Source organism: Montanilutibacter psychrotolerans (assembly GCF_003719825.1).
Classification (GTDB): Bacteria; Pseudomonadota; Gammaproteobacteria; order Xanthomonadales; family Xanthomonadaceae; genus Montanilutibacter; species Montanilutibacter psychrotolerans.
Genome location: NZ_RIBS01000004.1, coordinates 108,986 through 131,652 on the forward strand (window position 1 = coordinate 108,986; position 22,667 = coordinate 131,652).

Sequence of the window (22,667 nt, forward strand, 5' to 3'; positions counted from 1 at the left end):
CGCGTCCCATCAGGCGTCAAAGTGCCCGGTCACTCGTCGGGGTGAGCACACCCCGGTGCGCCCTCCACTCGGCGCGGATGCCGCAGGGCGCAGCGCGGGAGCACTCGCGCAGGCCCTGCTCTCCCGGCACCGCACCGACGCGCGCCGCTACACCGTCTCCAGGGCGATGTCGGCAACCCGCACCGGTTGCGCCAGCAGGCGCACGATTCCTGACGCGGCCTCACGGCCCTCGAAAGTGGCGGTCACCACCAGGTCCGCACCGCGCACGGCATCCCCGCCGGCGAACACGCGCGGGTGACCGGTCTGGAACGGCAGCGCGCCGTGCTCACCACTGGTGACGATGCGGCCGTTGCCGGTGAGCGCAATGCCGTGGGTGGCAAGCCAATCGGGTGGGTCGGGCTGGAAGCCGAACGCGATGATCACCACGTCCGCGTCCAGCACCGTCTCGCTGCCGGCAATGGCCTCCGCGTTGCGGCGACCGCCGGCGTCCGGCTCGCCCAGGACGGTCTCGACCACGCGCACGCCGCGGACAGCGCCATCCCCGAGCAGCGCCAGTGGCTGGCGGTTGAACAGGAACTGCACGCCTTCCTCGCGCGCGTTGGCCACCTCACGCGCCGAGCCGGGCATGTTGGCTTCGTCACGCCGGTAGACGCAGTGGACGCTGGCCGCACCCAGCCGCACCGCGCTGCGCACGCAGTCCATGCCGGTGTCGCCGCCGCCCAGCACGACCACCCGCCGTCCGCGCAGGTCTGGCAGGGCGATGTGGTCTTCCCAGCCCGCGATCGGCCGGCTGTGCACGCCGGGCTCGACGCCCACGTCGGCAAGGCCGGCGCGGTGCACGATCCGCCCGTTCTGCACCAGGAACGGCAATGCCGGCAGCACGCCATCGAGCTCCTGCCCGGGCAGGCCGCCGTCGGTGTAGCGGTAGCTGCCCAGACCGAGGAACACCGCGTCGAACTGCGCCAGCAAGGCGTCCAGCGTGACGTCGCGGCCCACCTCCACGCCCAGCCGGAACTGCACGCCCATGCCTTCGAGCACCTCGCGACGCATCGTCATGATCGACTTGTCGAGCTTGAAGCTGGGAATGCCGAACTGCAGCAGTCCGCCGATGGCCTCGTAACGGTCGAACACCACCGCCTGCACGCCGGCCCGCGCGAGACGGTCCGCGCACGCCAGGCCGGCCGGCCCGGCGCCAACCACCGCGACGCGCTTTCCGGTCGCGCGCACCTTGCCCAGGTTCGGCCGCCAGCCTTCGGCCAGCGCGCGATCGACGATGTACTTCTCGACCGCGCCGATGGTCACCGCACCAAAGCCGTCGTTGAGCGTGCAGCTGCCCTCGCACAATCGATCCTGCGGGCACACGCGCCCGCAGATTTCCGGCAGCGGGTTGGTCTCGTGGCACAGCTCGGCGGCTTCGACGATGCGTCCCTCGCGCGCCAGCTCCAGCCATTGCGGGATGTAGTTGTGCAGCGGGCACTTCCAGGCGCAGTACGGGTTGCCGCAGTCCAGACAACGACCCGCCTGATGGCAGGCCTCGGCCTCGTCGAAGCGGCCGTACAGCTCACCCCAGTCGCCGTCCTGGCGAAGCTGCAGCGGGATGCGCACGGGCATGCCTCGCGGCTGGTTGCGGAACTGGAAGACGTCCTTGCGCGGGCTGTCCTTCTTGCTCATGCCGCCCTCCGCAGGGTGTCGACCAGCGATTCCAGGCTGGCCGCCTTGGGCTTCACCAGCCAGAACTTGCCGAGGTAGTCGCGCATGTCGGCCAGCAGCCGCAACGCCCAGGCGCTGCCAGTCAGGGCAACGTGCGTTTCGAGCAGCCCGCGCAGATGCGAGCGGTGGTGCTCGAAGCCGTCACCGGCGATGCGCAGGATGTCGACGAGTTCGTGGTTGTAGCGATCGACGAAGTCGCGATCGAGGTCGAGCACGTAGGCCATGCCGCCAGTGAAGCCCGCGCCGAAGTTGAGCCCGGTGCGACCGAGCACGGCAACGACGCCGCCGGTCATGTACTCGCAGCAGTGGTCGCCGGCGCCCTCGACGACCGCCGTCGCGCCGGAGTTGCGCACCGCGAAGCGCTCGCCGGCGCGGCCGGCCGCGTACAGCTCGCCGCCGGTGGCGCCGTACAGGCAGGTGTTGCCCAGGATCGGCGTCTCGTGCGCGATCCAGCGCGCGGCCTGCGGCGGGCGCAGCACGATGCGCCCGCCGGCCATGCCCTTGCCGACGTAGTCGTTGGCCTCGCCTTCCAGCTCGTAGTTCAGTCCGCCGGCATTGAACGCACCGAAACTCTGCCCAGCGGTGCCGGTGAAGCGCAGGTGGATCGGCGATTCGTCCATGCCGTTGTTGCCGTGCAGGCGCGCGACGCGGCCGGACAGGCGCGCGCCGATGCTGCGATCGGTGTTGCGGATCGGGTAGTGGAACGTGCCGCCGCGCTTGTGTGCGATCACCTCGCGCAACTCCACATCGAGTTGCGCGGACAGACCGTCGGCAGGTTCGCGCGGCGCCGGCACACCGCAGTGGCCACCGTGCGCCAGCCCGCTGCCGGCCAACAGCGGCGACAGGTCCAGGCGGCGTTGGCGCGGCCCGCTGGCATCGTTGGAGGCGCCGTTGGACGACCGCGCGGCCCGCTGCTCGAGCAGGTCGACGCGGCCCACGATCTCGCCCAGCGACCGCGCGCCCAGTTGCGCGAGCGTGCGTCGCACTTCCTCGGCAAGCAGCCGGAAGAAGTTCTCCACGCGCTCTGGCAGGCCGGTGAAGTGATCGCGACGCAACGCCTCGTCCTGGGTCGCAACGCCGGTGGCGCAGTTGTTGAGGTGGCAGATGCGCAGGTACTTGCAGCCCAGCGCGATCATCGGCGCGGTGCCGAAACCGAAGCTCTCGGCCCCCAGCAGCGCGGCCTTGACCACGTCCAGTCCGCTCTTCAGGCCGCCGTCGGCCTGCAGGATCACGCGGTCGCGCAGGTCGTTGGCAAGCAGCGCCTGGCGCGCCTCGGCAATGCCCAGCTCCCACGGCGTGCCGGCATAGCGGATCGACGACAACGGGCTCGCGCCGGTGCCGCCGTCGTGGCCGGAGATGGTCACCAGGTCGGCACCGGCCTTCGCCACGCCCGCGGCGATGGTGCCGACACCGGCGTGCGATACCAGCTTCACCGAGATCAGCGCCTTCGGATTGACCTGCTTGAGGTCGTGGATCAGCTGGGCGAGGTCTTCGATCGAGTAGATGTCGTGGTGCGGCGGTGGCGAGATCAGGCCGATGCCGGGCATCGCGTAGCGCAGCCGCGCGATCATGGCGTTGACCTTGTGGCCCGGCAGCTGGCCGCCTTCGCCGGGCTTGGCGCCTTGCGCGATCTTGATCTGCAGCACCTCGGCGTTGACCAGGTATTCGGGCGTCACGCCAAAGCGTCCGGATGCGATCTGCTTGATCTTGCTGACCTTGTCACTGCGGTAGCGCAGCGGGTCCTCGCCGCCTTCGCCGGAGTTGCTGCGTCCGCCCAGGCGGTTCATGGCGATCGCCAGCGCCTCGTGTGCCTCGGGCGACAGCGCGCCCAGGCTCATCGCCGCCGAATCGAAGCGACGCACGATCGCCTCGATCGACTCCACTTCCTCCAACGGAATCGGACCCGTGGTTATGCGCAGCTGCAGCAGATCGCGCATCGCCGCGGCCGGGCGGTCGTTGACCGCGCTGGCGTAATGCTGCCAGTCGCTCCACTGCCCGGTGTGCACCGCGCGCTGCAGCCGCGTGACGACGTCGGGGTTGAACAGGTGGTATTCGCCGCCGGGCGTGTAGCGCAACAGTCCGCCGATCTCCGGCAGCGCGCTGGCGTCCCACGCCTGCCGCGCGAGGGTCTCCGCGTCGGCCTGCAAGGCGTCGAACCCCGCCCCGCCGATGCGCGCCGCGGTGCCGGCGAAGCACAGCGCCACCACCTCGCGATCCAGCCCGATGATCTCGAACAACTGCGCACCGCGATAGCTGCCGATGGTGCTGATGCCCATCTTCGAGATGATCTTGAGCAGGCCCTTCTTGATGCCGCGCCGGTAGCTCCGACCAATCTCGGTGACCTGGCCGCTGAAGGTCTTGAGGATGCCGCGCGTGCCCAGGTCGTGCAGTGTCTGGTAGGCGAGGTACGGGTACACCGCCGTGGCACCGAAGCCGATCAGGCACGCGAAGTGGTGCGGGTCGCGGGCGGTGCCGGTCTCGACGATGAGGTTGGAATGGCAACGCAGGCCGGTGCGCACCAGGTGCTGGTGCACGGCGCCGGTCGCCAGCAGCGCGTGCAGCATCACGCAATCGCGCTGTGGGCGGCGGTCGGTGAGGACCAGCAGCACGTGGCCGTCGCGCGCGGCGGACTCGGCCTCGGCGCAGACGCGGCGCAGCGCCGCTTCCAGTCCTTCGCCGGGCGTGTAGTTGAGGTCGATGTAGTGGTGCGAACTGTCGTACGGCGCCATCGACAGCAACTGCTTGAGCTTTCGCTGCGCCAGCACCGGCGAGTTCAGCACGACGTGGTTGACGTTGCCGGGACCGTCGACGAACACATTGCCCTCGCGTCCGATCTGGGTCGCCAGGGACATGACGCAGTCTTCGCGCAGCGGGTCGATCGGCGGATTGGTGACCTGCGCGAAGGCCTGCCGGAAGCAGTCGTACAGCGGCCGCACGCGCTGGCTCAGCACGGCCATCGGCACGTCGTCGCCCATCGAGCCGGTGGCCTCCTGCTCGGTCTCGGCCAGCGGGCGCAGCACCAGTTCGCGCTCCTCGCGGGTTAGCTGGAACAGCTTCTGGAAACCGGCGAGGGTTTCCTCCTCGAACGGGTCGGCGGTGAGGTTGGGATCGATCAGTTCGGTCTGCAGGTAGGTGGTGCCCTGCTTGAGCCAGCGCTTGTAGGGCGCGCGCGCGCGGTTGATGCGGTCGATCGCTTCGCTGTCCAGCAGCTCGCCCGAGTACAGATCCACCGCGATCATCTCGCCGGGGCCGAGCTTGCCCTTGGCTTCCACCTCTTCGGGCGGCACGTCCCACACGCCGGCCTCTGAGGCCACCATGAAGTGGCGATCGCGCGTGCGCAGCCAGCGCGCCGGGCGCAGGCCGTTGCGGTCCAGCGTGCAGGCCGCATGGCGCGCGTCGAGGGTGACGATGCCGGCGGGACCGTCCCAGGGCTCGGTGTTGAGTCCGTAATACTCGTAGAACGCGGCGAGGTCGGCGTCCTTGTACTCCAGCGACTGGGTGGCCGGCGGGATCAGGATCCGCATCGCCTTGAGCAGGTCCATGCCGCCGGCCAGCAGCACCGCCAGCATGTCGTCCAGGCTTTGGGAATCCGAACCGGTGGTGGTAATCACCGGATCGAACTCGCGCAGGTCCAGCGCCGGTGTGCGCCAGGTGTGTGCACGCGCCTGCGCCCAGGCCCGGTTGCCGGCGATGGTGTTGATCTCGCCGTTGTGCGCCAGCAGGCGGAACGGTTGGGCGAGCGGCCAGCGCGGCGTGGTGTTGGTCGAGAAGCGTTGGTGGAACACCGCCACGCTGGCGGCCAGTTCGGCGCGCTGCAGGTCCGGAAACAGTTGCACCAGCCGATCCGGAAGCACCATGCCCTTGTAGCCGATCGCCGACGCCGACAGGCTGACCACGTAGAAGTCGACCATCGCGCGCAGGCATTGCTCGGCGCGGCGGCGTGCAAGGAACAGCGCGCGCTCGAAGCCCAACGCGTCCGAGCCGCCGCCAGGCGTCACGAAGATTTGCTCGATGCGCGGCATCGATGCTTTGGCCAGCGCGCCGCAGGCGTTCGGGTCCAACGGCACATCGCGCCACCCGGCAACCACCAGCCCTTCGTCGGCGAGCAGTCCGGCGAGCGTCGTGCGTGCGTGTTCGGCGTCGGCGGTGTCGTGCGGCAGGAACACCAGGCCCGAGGCGAAGTGGCCACGCAGCGCGATACCGTTTTCTTCGGCCAGCGTGCGCAGGAACACCGTCGGCTGACGCAGCAGCAGGCCGCAGCCGTCGCCGCTGAGCCCGTCGCGGGCGACGCCGCCACGGTGGGTCATGCGTACCAGTGCCGCGATCGCGCGATCGACCAGGGCCCGTGCGGGCGTGTCGTCCAGGTGCGCGATCAGACCAAAGCCGCAGGCATCGCGTTCGTCGCGAGGGTCGTACAAGGAGGCGGCTGGGGCGTGCATTGCAGCGGTTTCTCCGGGCAGGGCGCGGCCGCCGGCGCAGCGACCGGAATCCGGTGCTGGCAGGCGCTTGAACCAACGGCGAGCCCCGACTAAATCACAGATTGTGCGCTGCCGCAAACGGGCAAATAGTTGAAGATGAAACGATTTTTCCGAATGCGGTCGCAAACCCTACGTATGCGTACGTTTCCGCTGCCGGCGTGCGTCGTGGGGCCTGTTCAACACGTGGAACAACTCGCCCGAGGGCGTGACGTGCGGTGTCCGATTGCGTGCCGTGCCGCGGGCAACCATGCACCGACAACGCACGCACCACGCCGACCGACAGCGCGTCGACGCACGCCGCACATCCCGCAGCGCGCTCCTCGCACCAAGCGCGCGCAGGTAGACTCGCCGTCCTGCTCCCGCCGTGCTTCCCGACGTGACCGAATCGATCGTTCCGCGCGCGCGCAAGGCCGCGCTCACTTTCATCTTCATCACCGTGCTGATCGACGTGCTGTCGTTCGGATTGATCATCCCTGTGCTGCCGCACCTGATCGAACAGTTCGCCGGCGGCGATACCGTGCACGCGGCCTATTGGGTCGGTGTGTTCGGCACCGTGTTCGCGGTGATCCAGTTCGTCTGCTCACCGATCCAGGGAGCGCTGTCGGACCGTTACGGACGCCGGCCGGTGATCCTGCTGTCCTGCCTCGGACTGGGCCTGGACTTCATCTTCATGGCGCTGGCGAATTCGCTGCCGTGGCTGCTGGTGGGCCGCATGATCTCCGGCATGACCTCGGCCAGCTTCAGTACGGCCAATGCCTACATCGCCGATGTCACCGAACCCCAGCACCGTGCCAAGAGTTTCGGCATGATCGGCGCGGCGTTCGGCCTGGGTTTCATCATCGGCCCGCTGATCGGCGGGCAGCTTGGCGCGTTCGACCTTCGTCTGCCGTTCTGGTTTGCCGCTGGACTGGCGCTGGTGAACTTCCTGTACGGCTGGTTCGTGCTGCCCGAATCGCTGCCGGTCGAAAAGCGCAGCGCGCGCTTTGACTGGTCCCACGCCAACCCGCTGGGATCGCTGGTACTGCTCAAGCGTTACCCGCAGGTGTTTGGTCTGGCGGCGGTGGTGTTCATCGCCAATCTGGCGCACTACGTGTACCCCAGCGTTTTCGTGCTGTTTGCCGACTTCCGGTACCAGTGGGGTCCGCTGGAGGTCAGCTGGGTGCTGGCGGCGGTCGGCGTGTGCAGCGTGATCGTCAACGTCCTGCTGGTGGGTCGCGTGGTGAAGCGCATCGGCGAACGACGCGCGTTGCTGTTCGGATTGACTTGCGGCGTGGCGGGCTTCGTCGTCTACGCGTTTGCCGACCTGGGCTGGATGTTCCTGCTGGGCATTCCGGTCAGCGCGTTGTGGGCGATCGCCAGCCCAGCCACACAAGCGCTGATCACGCGCCAGGTCGGCGCCGATGTGCAGGGCCGCATCCAGGGTGCGTTGATGGGCCTGATCAGCCTGGCCGGCATTCTCGGCCCGGCGTTGTTTGCCGGCAGTTTCGGCTTCTTCATCGGTCCGCACTCGCCGCGCCCACTGCCGGGCGCGCCGTTCCTGATCGCCGCCGCGCTGCTGTCGTTCGGCGTCGCGATCGCCTGGCGCTACGCGCGCATCGGACCGGCGACGTCGATCCCGGATGGCGCCGGGGCCGCGACCGAATGACCGCTCCCTGGCCCGGCCCCTCCCGCTGACGGGAGAGGCCGGTGCCGTGTCGGACGGTGGTCAGTGGCTGGCGCGAACGTCGTCGACGTAGACGTTGACGTCGTACGCGGTCTGCGCGCGGTACAGCCAGATCGCGTCGAGCTTGACCGAGCTGGCCGTGATGGCGCCGTTGCCGTTGACCCACGCGTTCCACTGCCCCGCGTCGGTGAGCGACCACGACACCCAGGTCCACGCGTTGGCCGCTAGCGCCTTGCTGGTCGACCGTTCGGTGCCGTCGCTATCGTCGATGCCCAGCCCCACGCTGATACCGCTGCCTGCCGCGTACACCCAGAACCCGACCTGCCCGTTGGCGCGCGTCAACGCGGTGTTGCTGCCCGGGTTGCCGGTGCCAGACAGCAACCGCACCGCCCATGCCGCCGAGCTGGCCGTGTTGTCCTTCAGCAGCACCCGCAACGAGCAGCTGCCGCCCTTGCGGATGCTGCAGTCGCGTGTCGCACTCGAGGTGGCGGCAATGCCGGTGGTGCTGCCCGAGTACGCCGGGCCGGTAGTGAAATGGCCGACACTGCTCTCGAAGGTATCCAGGATGGTGGTGGTGCCCGACGTCGGGTTCAGCAGCGTGTAGTAGTGCCTCCAGTTCCAGTTGATGCCCGGGTCGGTGTGGTCCTGGCTGCTGTAATGCTGGTGGCCTTTGACATCGACGGAGGTGGGCAGCACCACCACGCCGCTGTGCGCGGGACCGTTGTAGGCGTTCGCGCAGCTGATCGCCGAGTACTTCGAGCAGAAGTTGCGCACCAGCGCGGCCGAGCTGTTGTACATCGCCGTGGTGTACCAGGAGCTGTTGTTGACGTAGCCCTCGTGCTCGATGCCCAGTGTGGTGCCGTTGTGCGCGCCGACGTGGTGGGCGGCATTGGCATTGCGCACCATCTGCGTCACCTGGCCATCCGAGCTGCGGATCACGTAGTGCGCGCTGACGCTGTACGGGTTGCTCCTGAACCACGAGATCGTGCCGGCATAGCTGCCCTGCGCGGTGTGGATGGTGACGGAGCTGTAGGAACTGCGGGCGTGGTAGTACGGCGATGCAACCCACAGTGCGGGGCCGTAGTCGGTGCTCAGGATGCCCACGTCGGTGGCCGGTTGCGCGCGCGCGACGCCGGGTGTCGCCAGTGCGGGCTGGGGGGCCTTCGCCACCAGCGTCTCGCTGCGCGGATCGAGCGTGTAGTTCGCGGTCTCGATGCGATCGCGCGTGACGTCCAGGCGCACCAACGGCGCGCGCAGGGTGATCAGCTGCTGCGGGGCGAAGGCCCGCTCCCACGCGATCGCGCGCTCGGGAACGACGACGCCGCGATCGTTGATTCCGCGGTCCTGCGCAAGCAGCACGTCGAACGCGAAGCTGGTGCGGGCGTAGTCCTCGACCTGGCTCTTGCGTGGCGACGGCGAAAAGCCGGCGTAGCGCGCGAGTGCCGGCCGGATGGCCTCCGTGGTCGGACGCACGACCAGGCCGGCGTCCTTCCGGATTTCCCGATCAAGCAATGCCGCCGCGGCGAACACGTTGAGCCGCGCGTTGCGCTTGATCTGCGCGGCCGGCACGCCGAGCAGGCGCGCGGCGTCGCCGACCTGATCGGCAAATCCGCCGCCCGCGTACAGGCCCATCACGCCGTGCGCCAGCGGCATGTGCAGGTGGCTTTCCGCCTGCGCGGTGCCGGGCTGCAGGTGCAGCCAGCGACTCTGCACGAACGCGATCGCTTCCAGCGTGCCGGCCGGAATCGCCGGGTATCGCGCGTACGCCTCGCGGAAGTAGCCCTGGAAGGCCAGCCGCTGCGGACGCAAGCTGGCTTCCTCCACCCTGAGCCGGGCGTCGAGTGCCTGCTCCTGCCCGGATACATCGCCTGCCACGGCCATCGAGGCGAGCAGGCAACCCATGACTGCAGTCAACAAACGAACCGAATGGCGCTTCATCGTCCTTGAACCCCCAGTGTCGAAACAGCCCCCTGCGCCGGACGTTCTACGCTTTCGGAATGACTATTCCGAGTAAGCACAAAGCTGGAATATTCAATTTTTGTGATGCGATCCGCAAAAGCCCCGGCCGAAGCGGGCCGTGGCGGATGCCGTCCGTCGGAGGACCACCGCCGATGCGGCAGTGCACCCAAACGCGATCGGGCGAAACGGTATGGCGGGCCGTGGGGCGGCTGTGGGTCTAGTCCGCTTGCACCGGCGTGGGCAGCAGCGCCCACATCGCGCTGCCGTGGTCGGCCCAGCGCAACGCGCTTTCGTTGAGGATCTCCAGCAGGACCTCGAACTCGTCACCGGCGGCTTCGCCGAACGGGGCCGGGTGTTCGATCAGCAGCAGGTAGCCCGGCGCCGGCAGCCACGACAGATCGGCCAGTGCATCGGCCAGTGCATCCCAGTTGCCGCCGAACCATTCCGGGAACTGCAACGCCTGCGCGAAACGCGCCAGCACCGCGTCCTTGTCCGTGCAGCCCGCCAGGTCGATGCGCACCACCGCGAAACCCAACGCGGCTCCGGCTTCGGCCATCGCCGCGGTGTCGCTGTCGGCGACAAAGTACGCGCCCGCCTGCTCGCCGTCGGCCAGCAACGCGTGCAGGTCCTGCACCGGCTCGACCGGTTCGGAGGGCTGCGCGTCGGTGGGATCGTTGGGATTCATTGCCGCACCTGTGCACGCGTTGGTTCGAAACGACGGAAGCTGCGGTAGTGATCGTCGGTGTAGAAATAGTCGACCGGCGGGTCGCCGCCGGTGACGATCCGACGCGCACCACGATCGCGCGAGCCGGGCGCGTCGACGGTGAACTCACGGTAGTAGCTGCGCGCCTGCCTCGGCAGACGGCCTTCGCGGTTCTGGAACACGACGCCGTCCTGACGATGCGCGTAGGGGCCGCCGCGAGCGATCGCATCGAGCACGGCGTGCGCTTCCCGAGGCAGGAATGCGGGGTAATCGGTGGTGGTGCGGACCACGCCACGCGCATCGCCGCGCGCCACGTGGCCATCCGCGCTTGCCTGCCGCCCGGACGGCACGCCGGTATCGGTCGACGGCGAGCCGCTGCCGTACACGGTCGGCAACGGCGGCGCGTCGCCTTGGCGCGGCGATTGCGTCCAGAACCACAGACCGATCAGCAGCGCGACACCGACCACCAGGAGATTGCGATTGCCGCGCATGCGGATGCCTGCCGTGGGGAGGGACAAAGTCTAGCCGCAGCGACACCGCAATGGCCTGACGCGTGCGGGCCATTGCGGGTCGACCTTCGCGCTCGGGAATCCTCAGCCGCAGCGCAGGTTGGTCACGACGTTGTTGTCGTCGACGTCGATGTTGAGGCGCCCTTCCAGGTACTCCATCGTCACCATCTGGCCGGGTTTGAGCACGCGCACGTTTCGTGCACCGGCCGCGTCGCCGGCGCGCTGCACGACGTCCGCGCTGGCGACCTTGCCCAGTGCACCGGCACGTGCCGCATCGGCGTTGCAGGACACGCCCGCCACGGGCGGCGCATCGGGTGACGCAGGTGGCGCGCCGTTGCTGGCGCAACCGGCCAATGCGACAAGGACCAGCGAGATGGGCAGCGACAGGGTTCGGGACATGGTGACTCCTTGAGTGATGGCGGCGCCGGGCCGCGCCGGAGCCATCGCAAACCGCGATGGCCGCGTCATCGTGCGCGATCGTGCACAACCGCCGCTGACCGCGCGGCAAGCTGCCACGTGACGTCATTGACCTCGTGCCGACTCACGGCGCCGGGTGACTCACGCCACCGTCGTCCGCCGAGCCCGCACGCTCGGCCACACCACGCCACCTACCCGCAATACGCGCCGGTGATCGCACCGCGATCGTTCACCTCGAGGTTCAGGCGGTCGCCGCTGTAATCCTGGGTGACCGCGTCGCCGGGGCGGATCACCCGCACCGTGCGGCTGCGCGAATCCACGCGTGCCAGCTCGACCACGTCCCGCGTCGGCGAGAGGCCCATGACGGAGCGTGCGCCGTCCGCGTGGCAGGCGCCGGCCTGCGGCGGTGGCGCGGTCGCCTCGTCGATCGGCAGCGCGGCGCATGCCCCCATCGACAGTAGCAACACCGCGACGGGAAGCACGGGTGAGCGACTCCCATCCAAACCCGGCGGGTGGCCTTCGTCTCGACTCGGAACAGACATGGCGTAGCTCCGTTGCAGGACGCCCGCAGCGTGGGGGCGACGTGGTGTGCGTGGCGTCAACGGCTCAGGTGGCGGCGTCCGCATCGGCCTGTGCGACCACCAGCCGCAGCAGCAGCCGCGCCAGCGTCACCACGTCCTGGTGGTTGTGCGCCGCGACGCGGCCCAGGTTGGTCGCGGCACCGCCGCGCAGGTACTGCAGCCAAGCGGCAGGCGCCTGCGAGCCGGGCAGATCGTCCTCGCGCACGATCCGCAGGAGTTCGCGCTCGATCGTCGCGAGCCGGCAGTTCTCCCAGCGCCCGCGGTAGCGACGGCGGGTCGGATGCAGCAGGTCGAGGTGGTCGAGCAGGCCAATCGGATCGCCCTGGCGCGCAAGCCGGTAGCGCGTCTTCAGCAGCGGTGCGTCGTAGCTGCGCCCGTTGTAGCTGCACAGCACGGTGTCCGGTCGCAGCCATTGCGCAAACGCCGCCAGCATCGCCGGCTCGGCCGCCATCGTGGTGATGAGCAGCTGGCGTACGCGCAGCGTGTCGCCCCGATCGGGGTCGTGGTGCCAATCGGCAGCACCGATCATGAAGGCGCGCGTGCCGGTGCCGCCGGCCAGCCCGGTGGTTTCCGTGTCGAAGAACAGCACGTCGCGCGGGTTGATCTGGCCCTCGCGTCGCGCGAACGCCAGCGACAATGCGGGGGGAACGTCGAACGGCTGGCGTGTCTCGATCAGGCGCAGGCCCGGCGCGATCTCCTCGCCGGGCAGGTGGCGATCGATCGGCCCACGCGTGACGGGTGGCGGCGTGGGTCGTCGCCCGCGGGTTTCGAGCAGACGGCGCAGCGCGGCCATGGGATCGGGTGCACTGCCGCCGCGTGCGGTAGAAGCGTCGTTGCCGGGCGCTGCGCCGGCGCCTGGCAGAACGTGCGCGGTGAACGCCGCACCGTGCGACAGCGTCGACGCAGGCAACGACGCCTGCGCGTCATCGGCGCGCGCAAGGAATCGCGTCGGCAGAGCCGCACGCGACGCCGGCGAACTCGAACGCGATGGCGCGACGCCTGGCGGCCTCGCCTCGGCCGCCCCGTCGGAGCGGTCGTGCGCGGCAGGTGCGGTGCCACCGGCTTGCCGCTTGAGCGCGCGCAGTCGTTCGATCGTGACGCTCATGGCGCTCCCGCCAGGCCGGAGCGCATCGCGTTGCGCGTGGCCGCAGCAAAGGCAACCCATCGCCCGGCGGGAACACGACGGAAGGCGCGGGAGCCGACGCAACCACGCGCGCGCACCCGGCGATGGCGTGCCGCGGCGCTCACGCCGAGGCCGCCAGCAGGCCCAGCACGCGTCGCGCCAACGCCTTCGGCGTCGCGACATCTTCGCGGTTCTCGTCCACGGCCAGGACGGGCCCCACGCACGCCGGACAACCGGCGCGGCAGTCGCACCCTTCCACCAGCTCGATCGCGCGCCGCAGCAGTTCCTCCTGCCGCGTCCACAGCGGTTCGCTGAGACCCACACCGCCGGGGAAGTTGTCGTACAGGTACACCGTCGGCACGAACTGCTGCAGCTCCGCGATCACCAGCGCGTTGCCGTCGCCACCGCGCACCTGGCCGCGGCCGCTCTCGTCGGCGGTTGCAAACCAGGCGCCGTCGCCGTTGCCCACCGACTTCTGCAGATCGCGCGCGTCGGCCATCACCGCCACCGTGGCCACCACGTGCAGCGCATACCCCGCGCCGAGGAAGCCATCGAGCGCGTCGTGCTTGCCGGAAAACCACGCCAGCAACACGGCCTGTGGCAGCTGCCACCAGACCGCGGTGGTGTGCAGCTCCTGGTCGGGCAGGTTGACCGGGCCGTAGCCGATGTTCTCGTGCGTGTAGTAGCGGATCTTCTTGTAGCCGGCGACGCGTCGCACCACGTGGACTTCGCCGTGGTGCGCGTCGCCGCAGCCCGCCGCACAGCCATCGAAGCGCTCCAGAACCTTCAGCCGGGTGTAGTCGATCGAGTCGGTGTAATAGTCGACGTGCGTGCGCGTCACGAATGCCTTGCGGCCTTCCCAGTCAAGCTTCTCGACCTGGTAGGGCGTCGACTGCACCATGTGGATCGCGCCCTCGTACAGGGTCAGTGCGGCAGCGGAGTAGTCGACCTCGGCAATGATCGTCTGACGACCGTCGGTGCGATCTACCACCACGAAGTTGCCATCTGCCACCGAGCGCAGCGACACCGCGTTGGCCGGATAGCTGTCGGCGATCCACTCCCAGCGTTCGCCCTCGCGATGCAGTACTTCGGTCTCGGCCAGCGCCTCCAGGTACACCTCCGGCTCGATCGGACCGAACATCTCGCCCACGTTGAACGCCAACTCGAACGCCGCGCAGCGGATGTGATCGAACAGCACCAGCGGCTGGTCCGGCGCGGTGCGCGCGTGCTCGGGCGATGCATCGGCGAAGAAGTCCGGGTGCCGCACCACGTACTGGTCGAGTGGCTGCGAATTGGCGACCAGCACGCCCAGGCTCGGTCGTTGGCGGCGCCCGGCGCGACCGAAGCGTTGCCACGTCGCCGCGACGGTGCCGGGGTAGCCGTTGAGCACCACCACGTCGAGGCTGCCGATATCGACGCCAAGCTCCAGCGCCGATGTCGAGATGATTCCGTCGATGCGCCCGTCGCGCATGTCGCGCTCGGCCGCGCGGCGCTCGGTGGGCAGGTAGCCGCCGCGGTAGGCGCGGATGCGTGCGGGTTTGCGCGGATCGTGATCGAACACGTCCTTGAGGTACTTGGTCAGCACCTCGACCATCAACCGCGTCTGGGCGAACACCAGCGTCTTCAGGCCGGAGCGGATCGCGATGCGCGCAATGCGGTTGCTCTGCGATCGCGCCGACGCGCGCAGGCCGAGGTCAGCATTGACCATCGGCGGGTTCCACAGCAGCACGTGTTTGTCGCCGGTGGGCGCACCGGAATCGGTGATCGCGTGCACGGCGTCCTCGATCAACGCCTGCGCGTGCTCGCGCGGGTTGCCGATGGTTGCCGAGCACAGGATGAACTGCGGACGCACGCCGTAGAACGCGCAGATGCGCTTGAGCCGACGCAGCACATTGGTGACGTGGCTGCCGAACACACCGCGATAGGTGTGGATCTCATCGATGACCACGTAACGCAGGTTTTCGAAGAACTGGGCCCACTTGGTGTGGTGCGGCAGGATCGCCTGGTGCAGCATGTCCGGGTTCGACACCACGATGTCGCCGTGCAGGCGGATCGCCTGCCGCGCATCGCCGGGCGTGTCGCCATCGAACGTGAAGGCCTTCACGCCCAGGTCGCCGGCGCGATTGAGTTCCAGCAACTCCGCCACCTGGTCCTGCGCCAGCGCCTTGGTCGGAAACAGGAACAACGCCTTGGCGCGCGCTGGCCCCATCGCCGCAGCCACCACCGGCAGCGTGTAGCACAGCGACTTGCCCGAAGCGGTGGGTGTGACGATCGCGACGTTTTCGCCACGCACTGCCGCCCGCCATGCCTGCGCCTGGTGGCTGTACAGCGATTCGATCCCGCGCGCGCGCAGCGCCGATTTCAGTGCCTGGGGCACGTCGTCGGGGATCGGTGAATAGGCGCCCTCGCGCCCGGGAATCGTGAAACTGCCGGTGATGCGGTCCCGGTAGCGGCGTGACAACGCCCGCGTCAGCGCTGCACCGTCGCCGCCGCGCGCGACGCCATCGCGCGTCGCCGCCGCAACACCGTCCGGTGGCAACAACGCCAATTCGTCCTCAATCTGTCGCGCGAGTGCCTGCCCCGGTGCCATGCGTTACTCCCCTCGATGCGCGCAGTTGAACCGGGGCCCGTCTCACCCGATGAGACGGGTGGACGCGGTCGACTGCCGTGCCGCCCTGCCCTCACGCCCGCACGCACGGCTTGCGTGCGGCGTCGATCGCTGGATCATCCGTCCATGGACAAACCCCACGCCCCTTCCTGCGACCGCAATCGCGACCCCATCCTGGCCGTGCTGCGCACGCACTTTGCCCATCGCCATCGGGTGCTGGAGATCGGCTCGGGCACCGGACAGCACGCCGTGCATTTCGCCGCGGCGATGCCATGGCTGAGCTGGCAGTGCTCGGATCGTGCCGAGAACCTGCCGGGCATCCGCCTGTGGCTGGAGGAGGCGCACCTGGCCAACACGCCCTCGCCGCAGGAACTGGACGTCGCGATGCGGCCCTGGCCGCGAATCTCGGCAGCACCTGCCGACGTCGGATCGGATCCATCGCGGTTCGACGCCGCCTTCAGTGCCAACACCTTGCACATCCTGGGCTGGAGCGAGGTCGAGGCGTTTTTTGCCGGACTGGCGACGATGCTGGCCGCCGACGCTACCGTGGTGGTCTACGGGCCGTTCAACTACGGCGGCGCCTACAGCAGCGACAGCAATCGCGAGTTCGATGGCTGGCTGAAGGCGCGCGATGCGCGTTCCGGGATCCGCGACTTCGAGTCCGTGGACGCATTGGCCCGCACCATCGGCCTGCGATTGATCGAGGATGTCGCGATGCCCGCCAACAACCGATGCCTAGTGTGGCGTCGCGTACTGGAATGAGGGACCGTTGCCGGGGTCTGGCAGACGCTAAAATGTCCGGCCTCACGGAAACCCGCGCATGCTCCGACTGACCGATATCAAGCTTCCGCTGGACCATGCCGAGGGCGCGCTGCGCGAGGCGATTCGGGTCCGGCTGGGCATCGCCGATGCCGACCTGACCGGCTACACCGTGGCACGACGCGGCTACGACGCACGCAAGCGCGGCGCCATCACGCTGATCTATGCGGTCGATGTGGACACGCCACGCGAGGCCGAACTGCTGCAGCGCGAACAGACCGCAAGCGACGGTGGCCCCGGCGATCCGACCGGCAAGTCGCCGCCGCGCGGCAAGCACGCCAAGGGCCAGGCCGGCATCCCCGAGGCCGTGGCACGTGCCATCAACACCAGCAAGCTGATCGCCACACCGGACACCACGTACCGGTTCGTGGCGCGTGCGCCGGCCGACCTGGCGCTGCGTCCGATTGTGGTGGGCATGGGGCCGTGCGGCCTGTTCGCCGGGCTGGTGCTGGCGCAGATGGGCTTTCGGCCGATCATCCTCGAGCGCGGCAAGGCGGTACGCGAACGCACGGTCGATACCTTCGGCCTGTGGCGCAAGAAGATCCTCAACCCCGAATCCAACGTGCAGTTCGGCGAGGGCGGCGCAGGCACGTTCTCCGACGGCAAGCTGCACAGCCAGATCACCGACAAGCTGCACCACGGTCGCAAGGTGCTGACCGAGTTCGTCAGCGCAGGCGCGCCCGAGGAGATCCTCTACGTCAGCAAGCCGCACATCGGCACCTTCCGGCTGGTGACGATGGTGGAGAACATGCGCGCGACGATCGAGTCGCTGGGCGGCGAGATCCGATTCAGCAGCCGCGTCGACGACCTGCTGGTGGAAACCGACGCCACCGGCACGCGCCACGTGCGCGGCGTGACGCTCGCCGACGGCAGTCAGCTTCGCGCGGACCACGTGGTGATGGCGCTGGGCCACAGCGCGCGCGACAGCTTCGCGATGCTGCACGAGCGCGGCGTGTTCGTCGAAGCCAAGCCCTTCTCGATCGGCTTTCGCATCGAACACCCGCAGTCGCTGATCGACCAGGCGCGATTCGGACCACAGGCCGGCCACGAGCTGCTCGGCGCGGCCGACTACAAGCTGGTGCACCACGCCGGCAACGGGCGTTCGGTCTACAGCTTCTGCATGTGCCCGGGTGGCACCGTGGTAGCCGCGGCCAGCGAGCCGGGGCGCGTGGTCACCAATGGCATGAGCCAGTACTCGCGCAACGAGCGCAACGCCAATGCCGGCATCGTGGTGGGAATCGCACCGGAGGACTACGCCGCGTACGGCGATGGCCCGCTGGCCGGCGTCGCGCTGCAACGCCACTGGGAGAGCCAGGCGTTCGTTCTGGGCGGCGGCGAGTACGAGGCACCGGGGCAGCTGGTTGGCGATTTCATCGCCAACCGTGCGTCAACGACGTTCGGCGCGGTGTTGCCGTCGTACACGCCGGGCGTGCGCCTGGGCAATCTGGACGAGTCGCTGCCTCGCTACGCGATCGATGCGATCCGCGAGGCGTTGCCGGCATTCGAGAAACAGATCCGCGGCTTCGCGATGCACGACGCGGTGCTGACCGGCGTGGAAACACGCACCTCGTCGCCAGTGCGGATCACGCGCGGTGGCGACGGACACAGCCTCAATACGCGCGGGCTGTTTCCCGCCGGTGAAGGCGCGGGCTACGCCGGCGGCATCCTGTCGGCGGGCGTGGACGGCATCAAGGCCGCCGAGGCGGTGGCCATGAGCATCGTCGGCGCTGCCGACTGAGGCACCGTGCGCCGTCCGGGCGCACCGGCGTGCCGGCGGATCGGCCGGTACGTGACCTGCCGACCCTCCGCCCGCTGGCGCGGTGGTGACGCACGCGCCTAACATCTGCCGCTCACGGCGCGATGTTTGCGGCTCGCGAAACGGATTTCGCGCCAATGCCCTCCACCTCATTGGAAACCGCATGGACGCCATCGCCCGAACCGCCCTGCTTGCCTCCGCCCTCGCTACCGCCAGCCTCGCGTCGGCACCCGTTTGCGCCACACCGGCACAGGACCAGGTCACCCGCTACGCCGAGCAACTGCTTGCCAGCGCGTACCGCGACGACGGCTTCGGTGCCGCCGTACTGGTAGCGCGCGGAGACGAGGTGCTTTACCGCGGCGCGCGCGGCGACGCCAACCTCGACTTCGACATCCCGCTGACGCCCGGCCGCATGTTCCGGATCGGTTCGCTGACCAAGCAGTTCGCAGCCGCCGGCCTGCTCAAGCTGGTCGAGGACGGCCGCGTGGGCCTGGACCATCCGCTGTCGCGCTACCTGCCCGACTACCCCGGCGGTGAGACGATTCGCGTGCGCGAACTGCTCAACCACACCTCCGGCGTGGCCAACTACACCGCCATTCCCGGCTACATGGACGGACCGATCCGTCGCCCCATCAGCACGGCGGGACTGGAGGTGTTCGACGACCTGCCGGTGGACTTCGCGCCGGGCGCGCAGTGGAAGTACAGCAACTCGGGTTACGTGCTGATCGGTGCGGTGATCGAATCGGTCACCCGCAAGCCGTGGCACCAGTACCTGCAACAGTCCCTGTTCGCGCCGCTGGGCATGCGCCACACCGGCTACGGAGCCAACCCGCTGGTGGCCCTGCTGACGGTCGATGGTTACACGCAGGTTGGCGACCGCACCCGTCCGGCACGGCCGCTGAGCATGACCCAGCCACACGCCTCCGGCGCGCTGGTGTCCACGGTCGATGACCTGCAGACGTGGAACCGTGCGCTGCACGAAGGACGCGTGCTGCGCGATGGCAGCTACCGGCAGATGATCACGCCCACTGGCGCGGCAGCGGCGGCGGGTTACGGCTTCGGCCTGCGCATCGACAACGTCGAGGGCCTGGACGTGATCAACCATGGCGGCAGCATCAACGGATTCTCGGCAATGCTGATCTACGTGCCGGGCGCCGACGTCAGCGTGGTGGTGCTTCAGAACCACGACGGTGCCGGCCAGTCGACCGGACCGGGCGACATCGCCGCGGCGCTGGCGATGGCGGCGCTTACCGCTCCGTAGGCCCGCTGCCGCGCCCGGCGCCACGATGGCCCGGGCCTGCCTAGTCGAGCCAGTGTTCGATCGGCGCCGGCCGACCGAACAGATGGCCCTGGCCAAACTCGCATCCCAACGCCAGCAGCGCCTGCCGCTGCTCGGTGGATTCGATGCCTTCGGCCACCACGCCCATGCCCAGCGCGCGGGCCAGTGCCAGCACGGCGGCGATCACCAAGGCACTGTTGTCCTTGCCTTCTTCGCCCAGCGCCGCGACGAATGTGCGATCGATCTTCAGCATCCGCAGCGGGAACGTGTGCAGGTAGCTGAGCGAGGAGTAGCCGGTGCCGAAGTCGTCGAGCGCCGCGCCCACGCCTTGCGCCTGCAGGCGGTCGAGCGTCGCGCGGACCCGCACGGGGTTGTCCAGCAACGAGCCCTCGGTGACTTCGATCAGCAATCGCGACGGTGCCAGTCCGCTGTCCCGCACGACGGCAAGCAACCGCACGTCGAAATCATCGCCGCGGAAATGCCGCGGAGCGACGTTGATCGACATGTAGGTGTCTTCCGGAAATCGCGTGGCCAGCGTGCAGCTCAGCTCGAACATGCGCCAGTCGATCGCCTCGATGCTGCCGCTGTCTTCGGCCACCTGAAGGAAGTCCGGTGGCCCCAGCAGGCCACGCACCGGGTGGACCCAGCGCAGCAACGCCTCGTGGCCAACCAGCCCGCCATCGTCCAGCCGCACGATCGGCTGGAAGTGCGGCACGAACCGGTCATTCTGCAGCGCCTCGCGCAATTCGCCTTCCATCGCCAGCACGTCGATCGCGCTGCGCTGCAGCGTCTCGTCGAACAGTTCGTAGCGCTTGCGGCCAGTCGCCTTGGCGCGGTACAGCGCGGTATCGGCATCGCGCAGCAGTTCGTCGGCATTGTGGTAGTGGTCGTTGCCGACCGCGATGCCGACGCTGGCCGACGGCTCCAGGGTCTTCCCGGCGATCTGCATCGGCACGCCGATGGCATCCAGCACCCGCTGAGCAACCTTGATCGCGGTGGCCGGCACGTCCACGTCCTCGAGCAGGATCGCAAATTCATCGCCGGACAGGCGCGCCACCAGGTCCGGCTCGCGCACGCATTCCTGCAAGCGGCGTGCGACCTCCTTGAGCACCTCGTCGCCCGCCAGGTGGCCGAGGCTGTCGTTGATCACCTTGAAACGGTCGACGTCCAGGTAGAGCAGACCGCAGCGGCGATGGGGCGATTCACGCAGGCGCGCAAGAACCCGTTCGATGCGGCCACGCAGGTGGCTGCGGTTGGGCAGGCCGGTCAGAGCATCGTGCAGCACCTCGTGTTCGAGCTGGTCCTGGATTCGCTCGCGCTCGTGGATCTCCTTGCGAAGTTCGTGGGTGCGCTCCTGCACACGCTCCTCCAGGTGCGCGTACGCCTGTTGCTGGATCTGTGCGGCGTGCCGGCGATTGAGGCTGTTGGCGATCTGCGAGGCGACGAAGCCGAGCAGCTCCTGGTCGGCCGGCCCGTACACGATGGACGGCTCGTAGCTTTGCACCGCCACCAGTCCGAACGCTTCCTCGCCCAGCACCAGCGGCACGCCGAGCCAGCTTTTGGCGGCAGGGCCGGTGGTGTCGGGCGCGATCTCGATCTCGCCCTGCTCGATCAGCGCTTCCACCTGCTTGCGATCGTCCACCAGGAGCGGTCTGGCGTGGCGCAGCACGTACTCGCTGAGACTGCGACCCAGCGGGCGCGCGGGATGGTTGGTTTGCAGCTCATCGACGAAGTACGGGAACGCCAGCTGGCGATGATCATCCGACAGCAGGGCGATGAAGAAATTCTTCGCGTTGAGCAGCTTGCCGACGACGTCGTGGATGCTGCCGTAGAACGCCTCCTCGGTGATGTCGGCCGTCGCCAGCTGGGCGATCTGGAACAACGCGGCCTGCAGGCGTTCGGCCCGCTTGCGCTCGACCACTTCCAACTGCAGGCCGCGATTGGCATCGGCCAACTCCAGCGTGCGCTGTTGCACGCTGCGTTCCAGGTCGTCCTGGTTGCGCTTGCGATCGAGCGCGGTGAGGATGTGGCTGCCCACGAACTCCAGCAGCGCCTCGTCCTCGGCCGAGTACGCGATGCCCGGCTGGTAGCTTTGCACGACGACTGCGCCACGCACCTCGCCGTCGCGCACCATCGGCACGCCCAGCCAGTCGTAACTGTCCGTGCCCACGTTGCGCACCGGCCCGGACGCCTGCCGGGCCAATTGTTCGGAATCGCCGCGCAGTGCCTTGCCGTCATGCAGCAAGTACCAGGTCAGTGTGCCCTCGCGCTCGCTGAAGCGGACGTCCTCGGGCAGCGGGTCTTCGACATCGACGAAGTACAGGAACCGGATCATGTCGTGCTCGGCGTCGAGCCCGACGATGAAGAAGTTCTCGGCGTACATCAGCGTGCCGACGATGGCGTGGATGCCCTTCAGCAGGTCCGGCATGTCGCGATCGGAGCCGGCGAGGTCCGAGATCGCGAACAGCGCGCGCTGCACCTGCTCGGAGTGCTCCAGCCGGGCCATGGTGCCGTGCAGGGCGACGATCTCCAGCGCGCTGCGCAGTCTCTGGTCGATGACGTGCAGGCGACCGGCGGCGCCATCGAGGAAGGGCTGCACGTGCCGCGGCGAGTCCAGGTCCACCAGCACCACCGCCTCGCTGCGCGGCAGCGGAATGGCCAGGCGTGGCCGCGAGCCATGGAGCAGGCGCGGCACCTCGTCGCCGAGCGCCTCGCGGGCCAGCTCGATGTCGTCGACCAGGTGGCCCTGGGCGATCGATTGCGGCGGCTCGATCGAGGGCGCTTCGCGGGCGTCCAGACCCCACAGCATGCTCATGCCCCGGAAGCCGGGGAGCCCGTGCAGCGCTGCGTTGACGGCCTGGGCCACCGCCTGCGGCGTGACGGCCTCCAGCAGCGGCATCATCCATGCCAGCGCCGAGACGTCGGCAGCGGGCATGACAGGCAAAGCCTCGATGCGTGAACCGACGTCCATGGCGGGACCCGATTTCCTTTCGAGGCGCAAGCTCTAGCACAGTGCCCGTGGAGGACGCGGCAGGGCGCCGGGGAGCGGGGCCGACCCGGAC

General features: G+C 68.8%; 13 protein-coding genes and 1 pseudogene. 4 read left to right on the top strand and 10 right to left on the bottom strand.

The features are described 5' to 3' along the window. Nucleotides 1-147: 147 nt before the first annotated feature. Together EER27_RS09670 and gltB are read right to left on the bottom strand one after the other, a co-directional pair. Entirely contained in the window at nt 148-1,671 is a 1,524-nt protein-coding gene (locus tag EER27_RS09670) for an FAD-dependent oxidoreductase (protein ID WP_123087906.1), read from the bottom strand. Beyond that, nucleotides 1,668-6,149: a glutamate synthase large subunit gene (gene gltB, locus EER27_RS09675; RefSeq protein ID WP_123087907.1), complete on the bottom strand. Its 4,482-nt coding sequence runs from the start codon at nt 6,147-6,149 to the stop codon at nt 1,668-1,670. Before gltB ends, EER27_RS09670 begins: the two co-directional genes overlap by 4 nt. A 415-nt stretch (nt 6,150-6,564) precedes the next feature. Between gltB and EER27_RS09680 the strand changes: the two genes are divergently transcribed. Beyond that, nucleotides 6,565-7,833, top strand: coding sequence for a TCR/Tet family MFS transporter (locus EER27_RS09680; protein WP_317843125.1), 1,269 nt, complete (start codon nt 6,565-6,567; stop codon nt 7,831-7,833). Nucleotides 7,834-7,893: 60 nt separating this feature from the next. On the opposite strand, the gene EER27_RS09685 is transcribed toward EER27_RS09680, so the two are convergent. The 7 genes and pseudogenes from EER27_RS09685 to EER27_RS09715 form a co-directional block, all read right to left on the bottom strand. Beyond that, nucleotides 7,894-9,753, bottom strand: a complete 1,860-nt coding sequence (locus EER27_RS09685; RefSeq protein ID WP_223807261.1) for an N-acetylmuramoyl-L-alanine amidase — start codon at nt 9,751-9,753, stop codon at nt 7,894-7,896. Nucleotides 9,754-10,027: 274 nt separating this feature from the next. Further along, complete coding sequence (locus EER27_RS09690; protein ID WP_223807262.1) at nt 10,028-10,495, bottom strand: barstar family protein; 468 nt, start codon at nt 10,493-10,495, stop codon at nt 10,028-10,030. Beyond that, nucleotides 10,492-11,004, bottom strand: a complete 513-nt coding sequence (locus EER27_RS09695) for a guanyl-specific ribonuclease (RefSeq protein WP_123087909.1) — start codon at nt 11,002-11,004, stop codon at nt 10,492-10,494. The genes EER27_RS09690 and EER27_RS09695 overlap by 4 nt, the downstream gene beginning before the upstream one ends. Before the next feature lie 102 nt (nt 11,005-11,106). After that, nucleotides 11,107-11,271 (bottom strand): annotated as a pseudogene (locus EER27_RS17595) (I78 family peptidase inhibitor); the annotation flags it as partial. 359 nt (nt 11,272-11,630) lie between these two features. Further along, on the bottom strand, nt 11,631-11,981 hold the full coding sequence (locus tag EER27_RS09705; RefSeq protein WP_190285732.1) for an I78 family peptidase inhibitor: 351 nt from the start codon (nt 11,979-11,981) through the stop codon (nt 11,631-11,633). A gap of 64 nt (nt 11,982-12,045) precedes the next feature. Continuing rightward, nucleotides 12,046-13,125: a ribonuclease H-like domain-containing protein gene (locus EER27_RS09710; protein WP_123087912.1), complete on the bottom strand. Its 1,080-nt coding sequence runs from the start codon at nt 13,123-13,125 to the stop codon at nt 12,046-12,048. Between the two features lie 139 nt (nt 13,126-13,264). After that, entirely contained in the window at nt 13,265-15,733 is a 2,469-nt protein-coding gene (locus EER27_RS09715; protein WP_123087913.1) for a DEAD/DEAH box helicase, read from the bottom strand. A gap of 144 nt (nt 15,734-15,877) precedes the next feature. Between EER27_RS09715 and EER27_RS09720 the strand changes: the two genes are divergently transcribed. The 3 genes from EER27_RS09720 (at nt 15,878) to EER27_RS09735 (ending at nt 19,587) form a co-directional block, all read left to right on the top strand. Then, on the top strand, nt 15,878-16,513 hold the full coding sequence (locus tag EER27_RS09720) for a DUF938 domain-containing protein (RefSeq protein WP_123087914.1): 636 nt from the start codon (nt 15,878-15,880) through the stop codon (nt 16,511-16,513). Between the two features lie 58 nt (nt 16,514-16,571). Next, on the top strand, nt 16,572-18,308 hold the full coding sequence (locus EER27_RS09730) for an NAD(P)/FAD-dependent oxidoreductase (RefSeq protein ID WP_223807263.1): 1,737 nt from the start codon (nt 16,572-16,574) through the stop codon (nt 18,306-18,308). 181 nt (nt 18,309-18,489) lie between these two features. Next, nucleotides 18,490-19,587 carry a serine hydrolase domain-containing protein gene (locus EER27_RS09735; RefSeq protein WP_123087915.1) on the top strand — a complete coding sequence of 366 codons (1,098 nt, stop codon included), beginning with the start codon at nt 18,490-18,492 and terminating at the stop codon, nt 19,585-19,587. Between the two features lie 40 nt (nt 19,588-19,627). Here the strand turns inward: EER27_RS09735 and EER27_RS09740 are convergent, their stop codons facing one another. Further along, entirely contained in the window at nt 19,628-22,576 is a 2,949-nt protein-coding gene (locus tag EER27_RS09740; RefSeq protein ID WP_223807264.1) for a bifunctional diguanylate cyclase/phosphodiesterase, read from the bottom strand. Between the last annotated feature and the right edge of the window lie 91 nt (nt 22,577-22,667).

What these genes read in the sequence shown, in the direction of transcription:
- EER27_RS09730 (WP_223807263.1), top strand. Translation starts at nt 16,572, where the DNA reads ATGCTCCGACTGACCGATATCAAGCTTCCGCTGGACCATGCCGAGGGC.
- EER27_RS09710 (WP_123087912.1), bottom strand. Translation starts at nt 13,125, where the DNA reads ATGAGCGTCACGATCGAACGACTGCGCGCGCTCAAGCGGCAAGCCGGT.
- EER27_RS09715 (WP_123087913.1), bottom strand. Translation starts at nt 15,733, where the DNA reads ATGGCACCGGGGCAGGCACTCGCGCGACAGATTGAGGACGAATTGGCG.
- EER27_RS09695 (WP_123087909.1), bottom strand. Translation starts at nt 11,004, where the DNA reads ATGCGCGGCAATCGCAATCTCCTGGTGGTCGGTGTCGCGCTGCTGATC.
- EER27_RS09735 (WP_123087915.1), top strand. Translation starts at nt 18,490, where the DNA reads ATGGACGCCATCGCCCGAACCGCCCTGCTTGCCTCCGCCCTCGCTACC.
- EER27_RS09720 (WP_123087914.1), top strand. Translation starts at nt 15,878, where the DNA reads ATGGACAAACCCCACGCCCCTTCCTGCGACCGCAATCGCGACCCCATC.
- EER27_RS09740 (WP_223807264.1), bottom strand. Translation starts at nt 22,576, where the DNA reads ATGGACGTCGGTTCACGCATCGAGGCTTTGCCTGTCATGCCCGCTGCC.
- EER27_RS09685 (WP_223807261.1), bottom strand. Translation starts at nt 9,753, where the DNA reads ATGGGTTGCCTGCTCGCCTCGATGGCCGTGGCAGGCGATGTATCCGGG.
- gltB (WP_123087907.1), bottom strand. Translation starts at nt 6,149, where the DNA reads ATGCACGCCCCAGCCGCCTCCTTGTACGACCCTCGCGACGAACGCGAT.
- EER27_RS09670 (WP_123087906.1), bottom strand. Translation starts at nt 1,671, where the DNA reads ATGAGCAAGAAGGACAGCCCGCGCAAGGACGTCTTCCAGTTCCGCAAC.
- EER27_RS09705 (WP_190285732.1), bottom strand. Translation starts at nt 11,981, where the DNA reads ATGTCTGTTCCGAGTCGAGACGAAGGCCACCCGCCGGGTTTGGATGGG.
- EER27_RS09690 (WP_223807262.1), bottom strand. Translation starts at nt 10,495, where the DNA reads ATGAATCCCAACGATCCCACCGACGCGCAGCCCTCCGAACCGGTCGAG.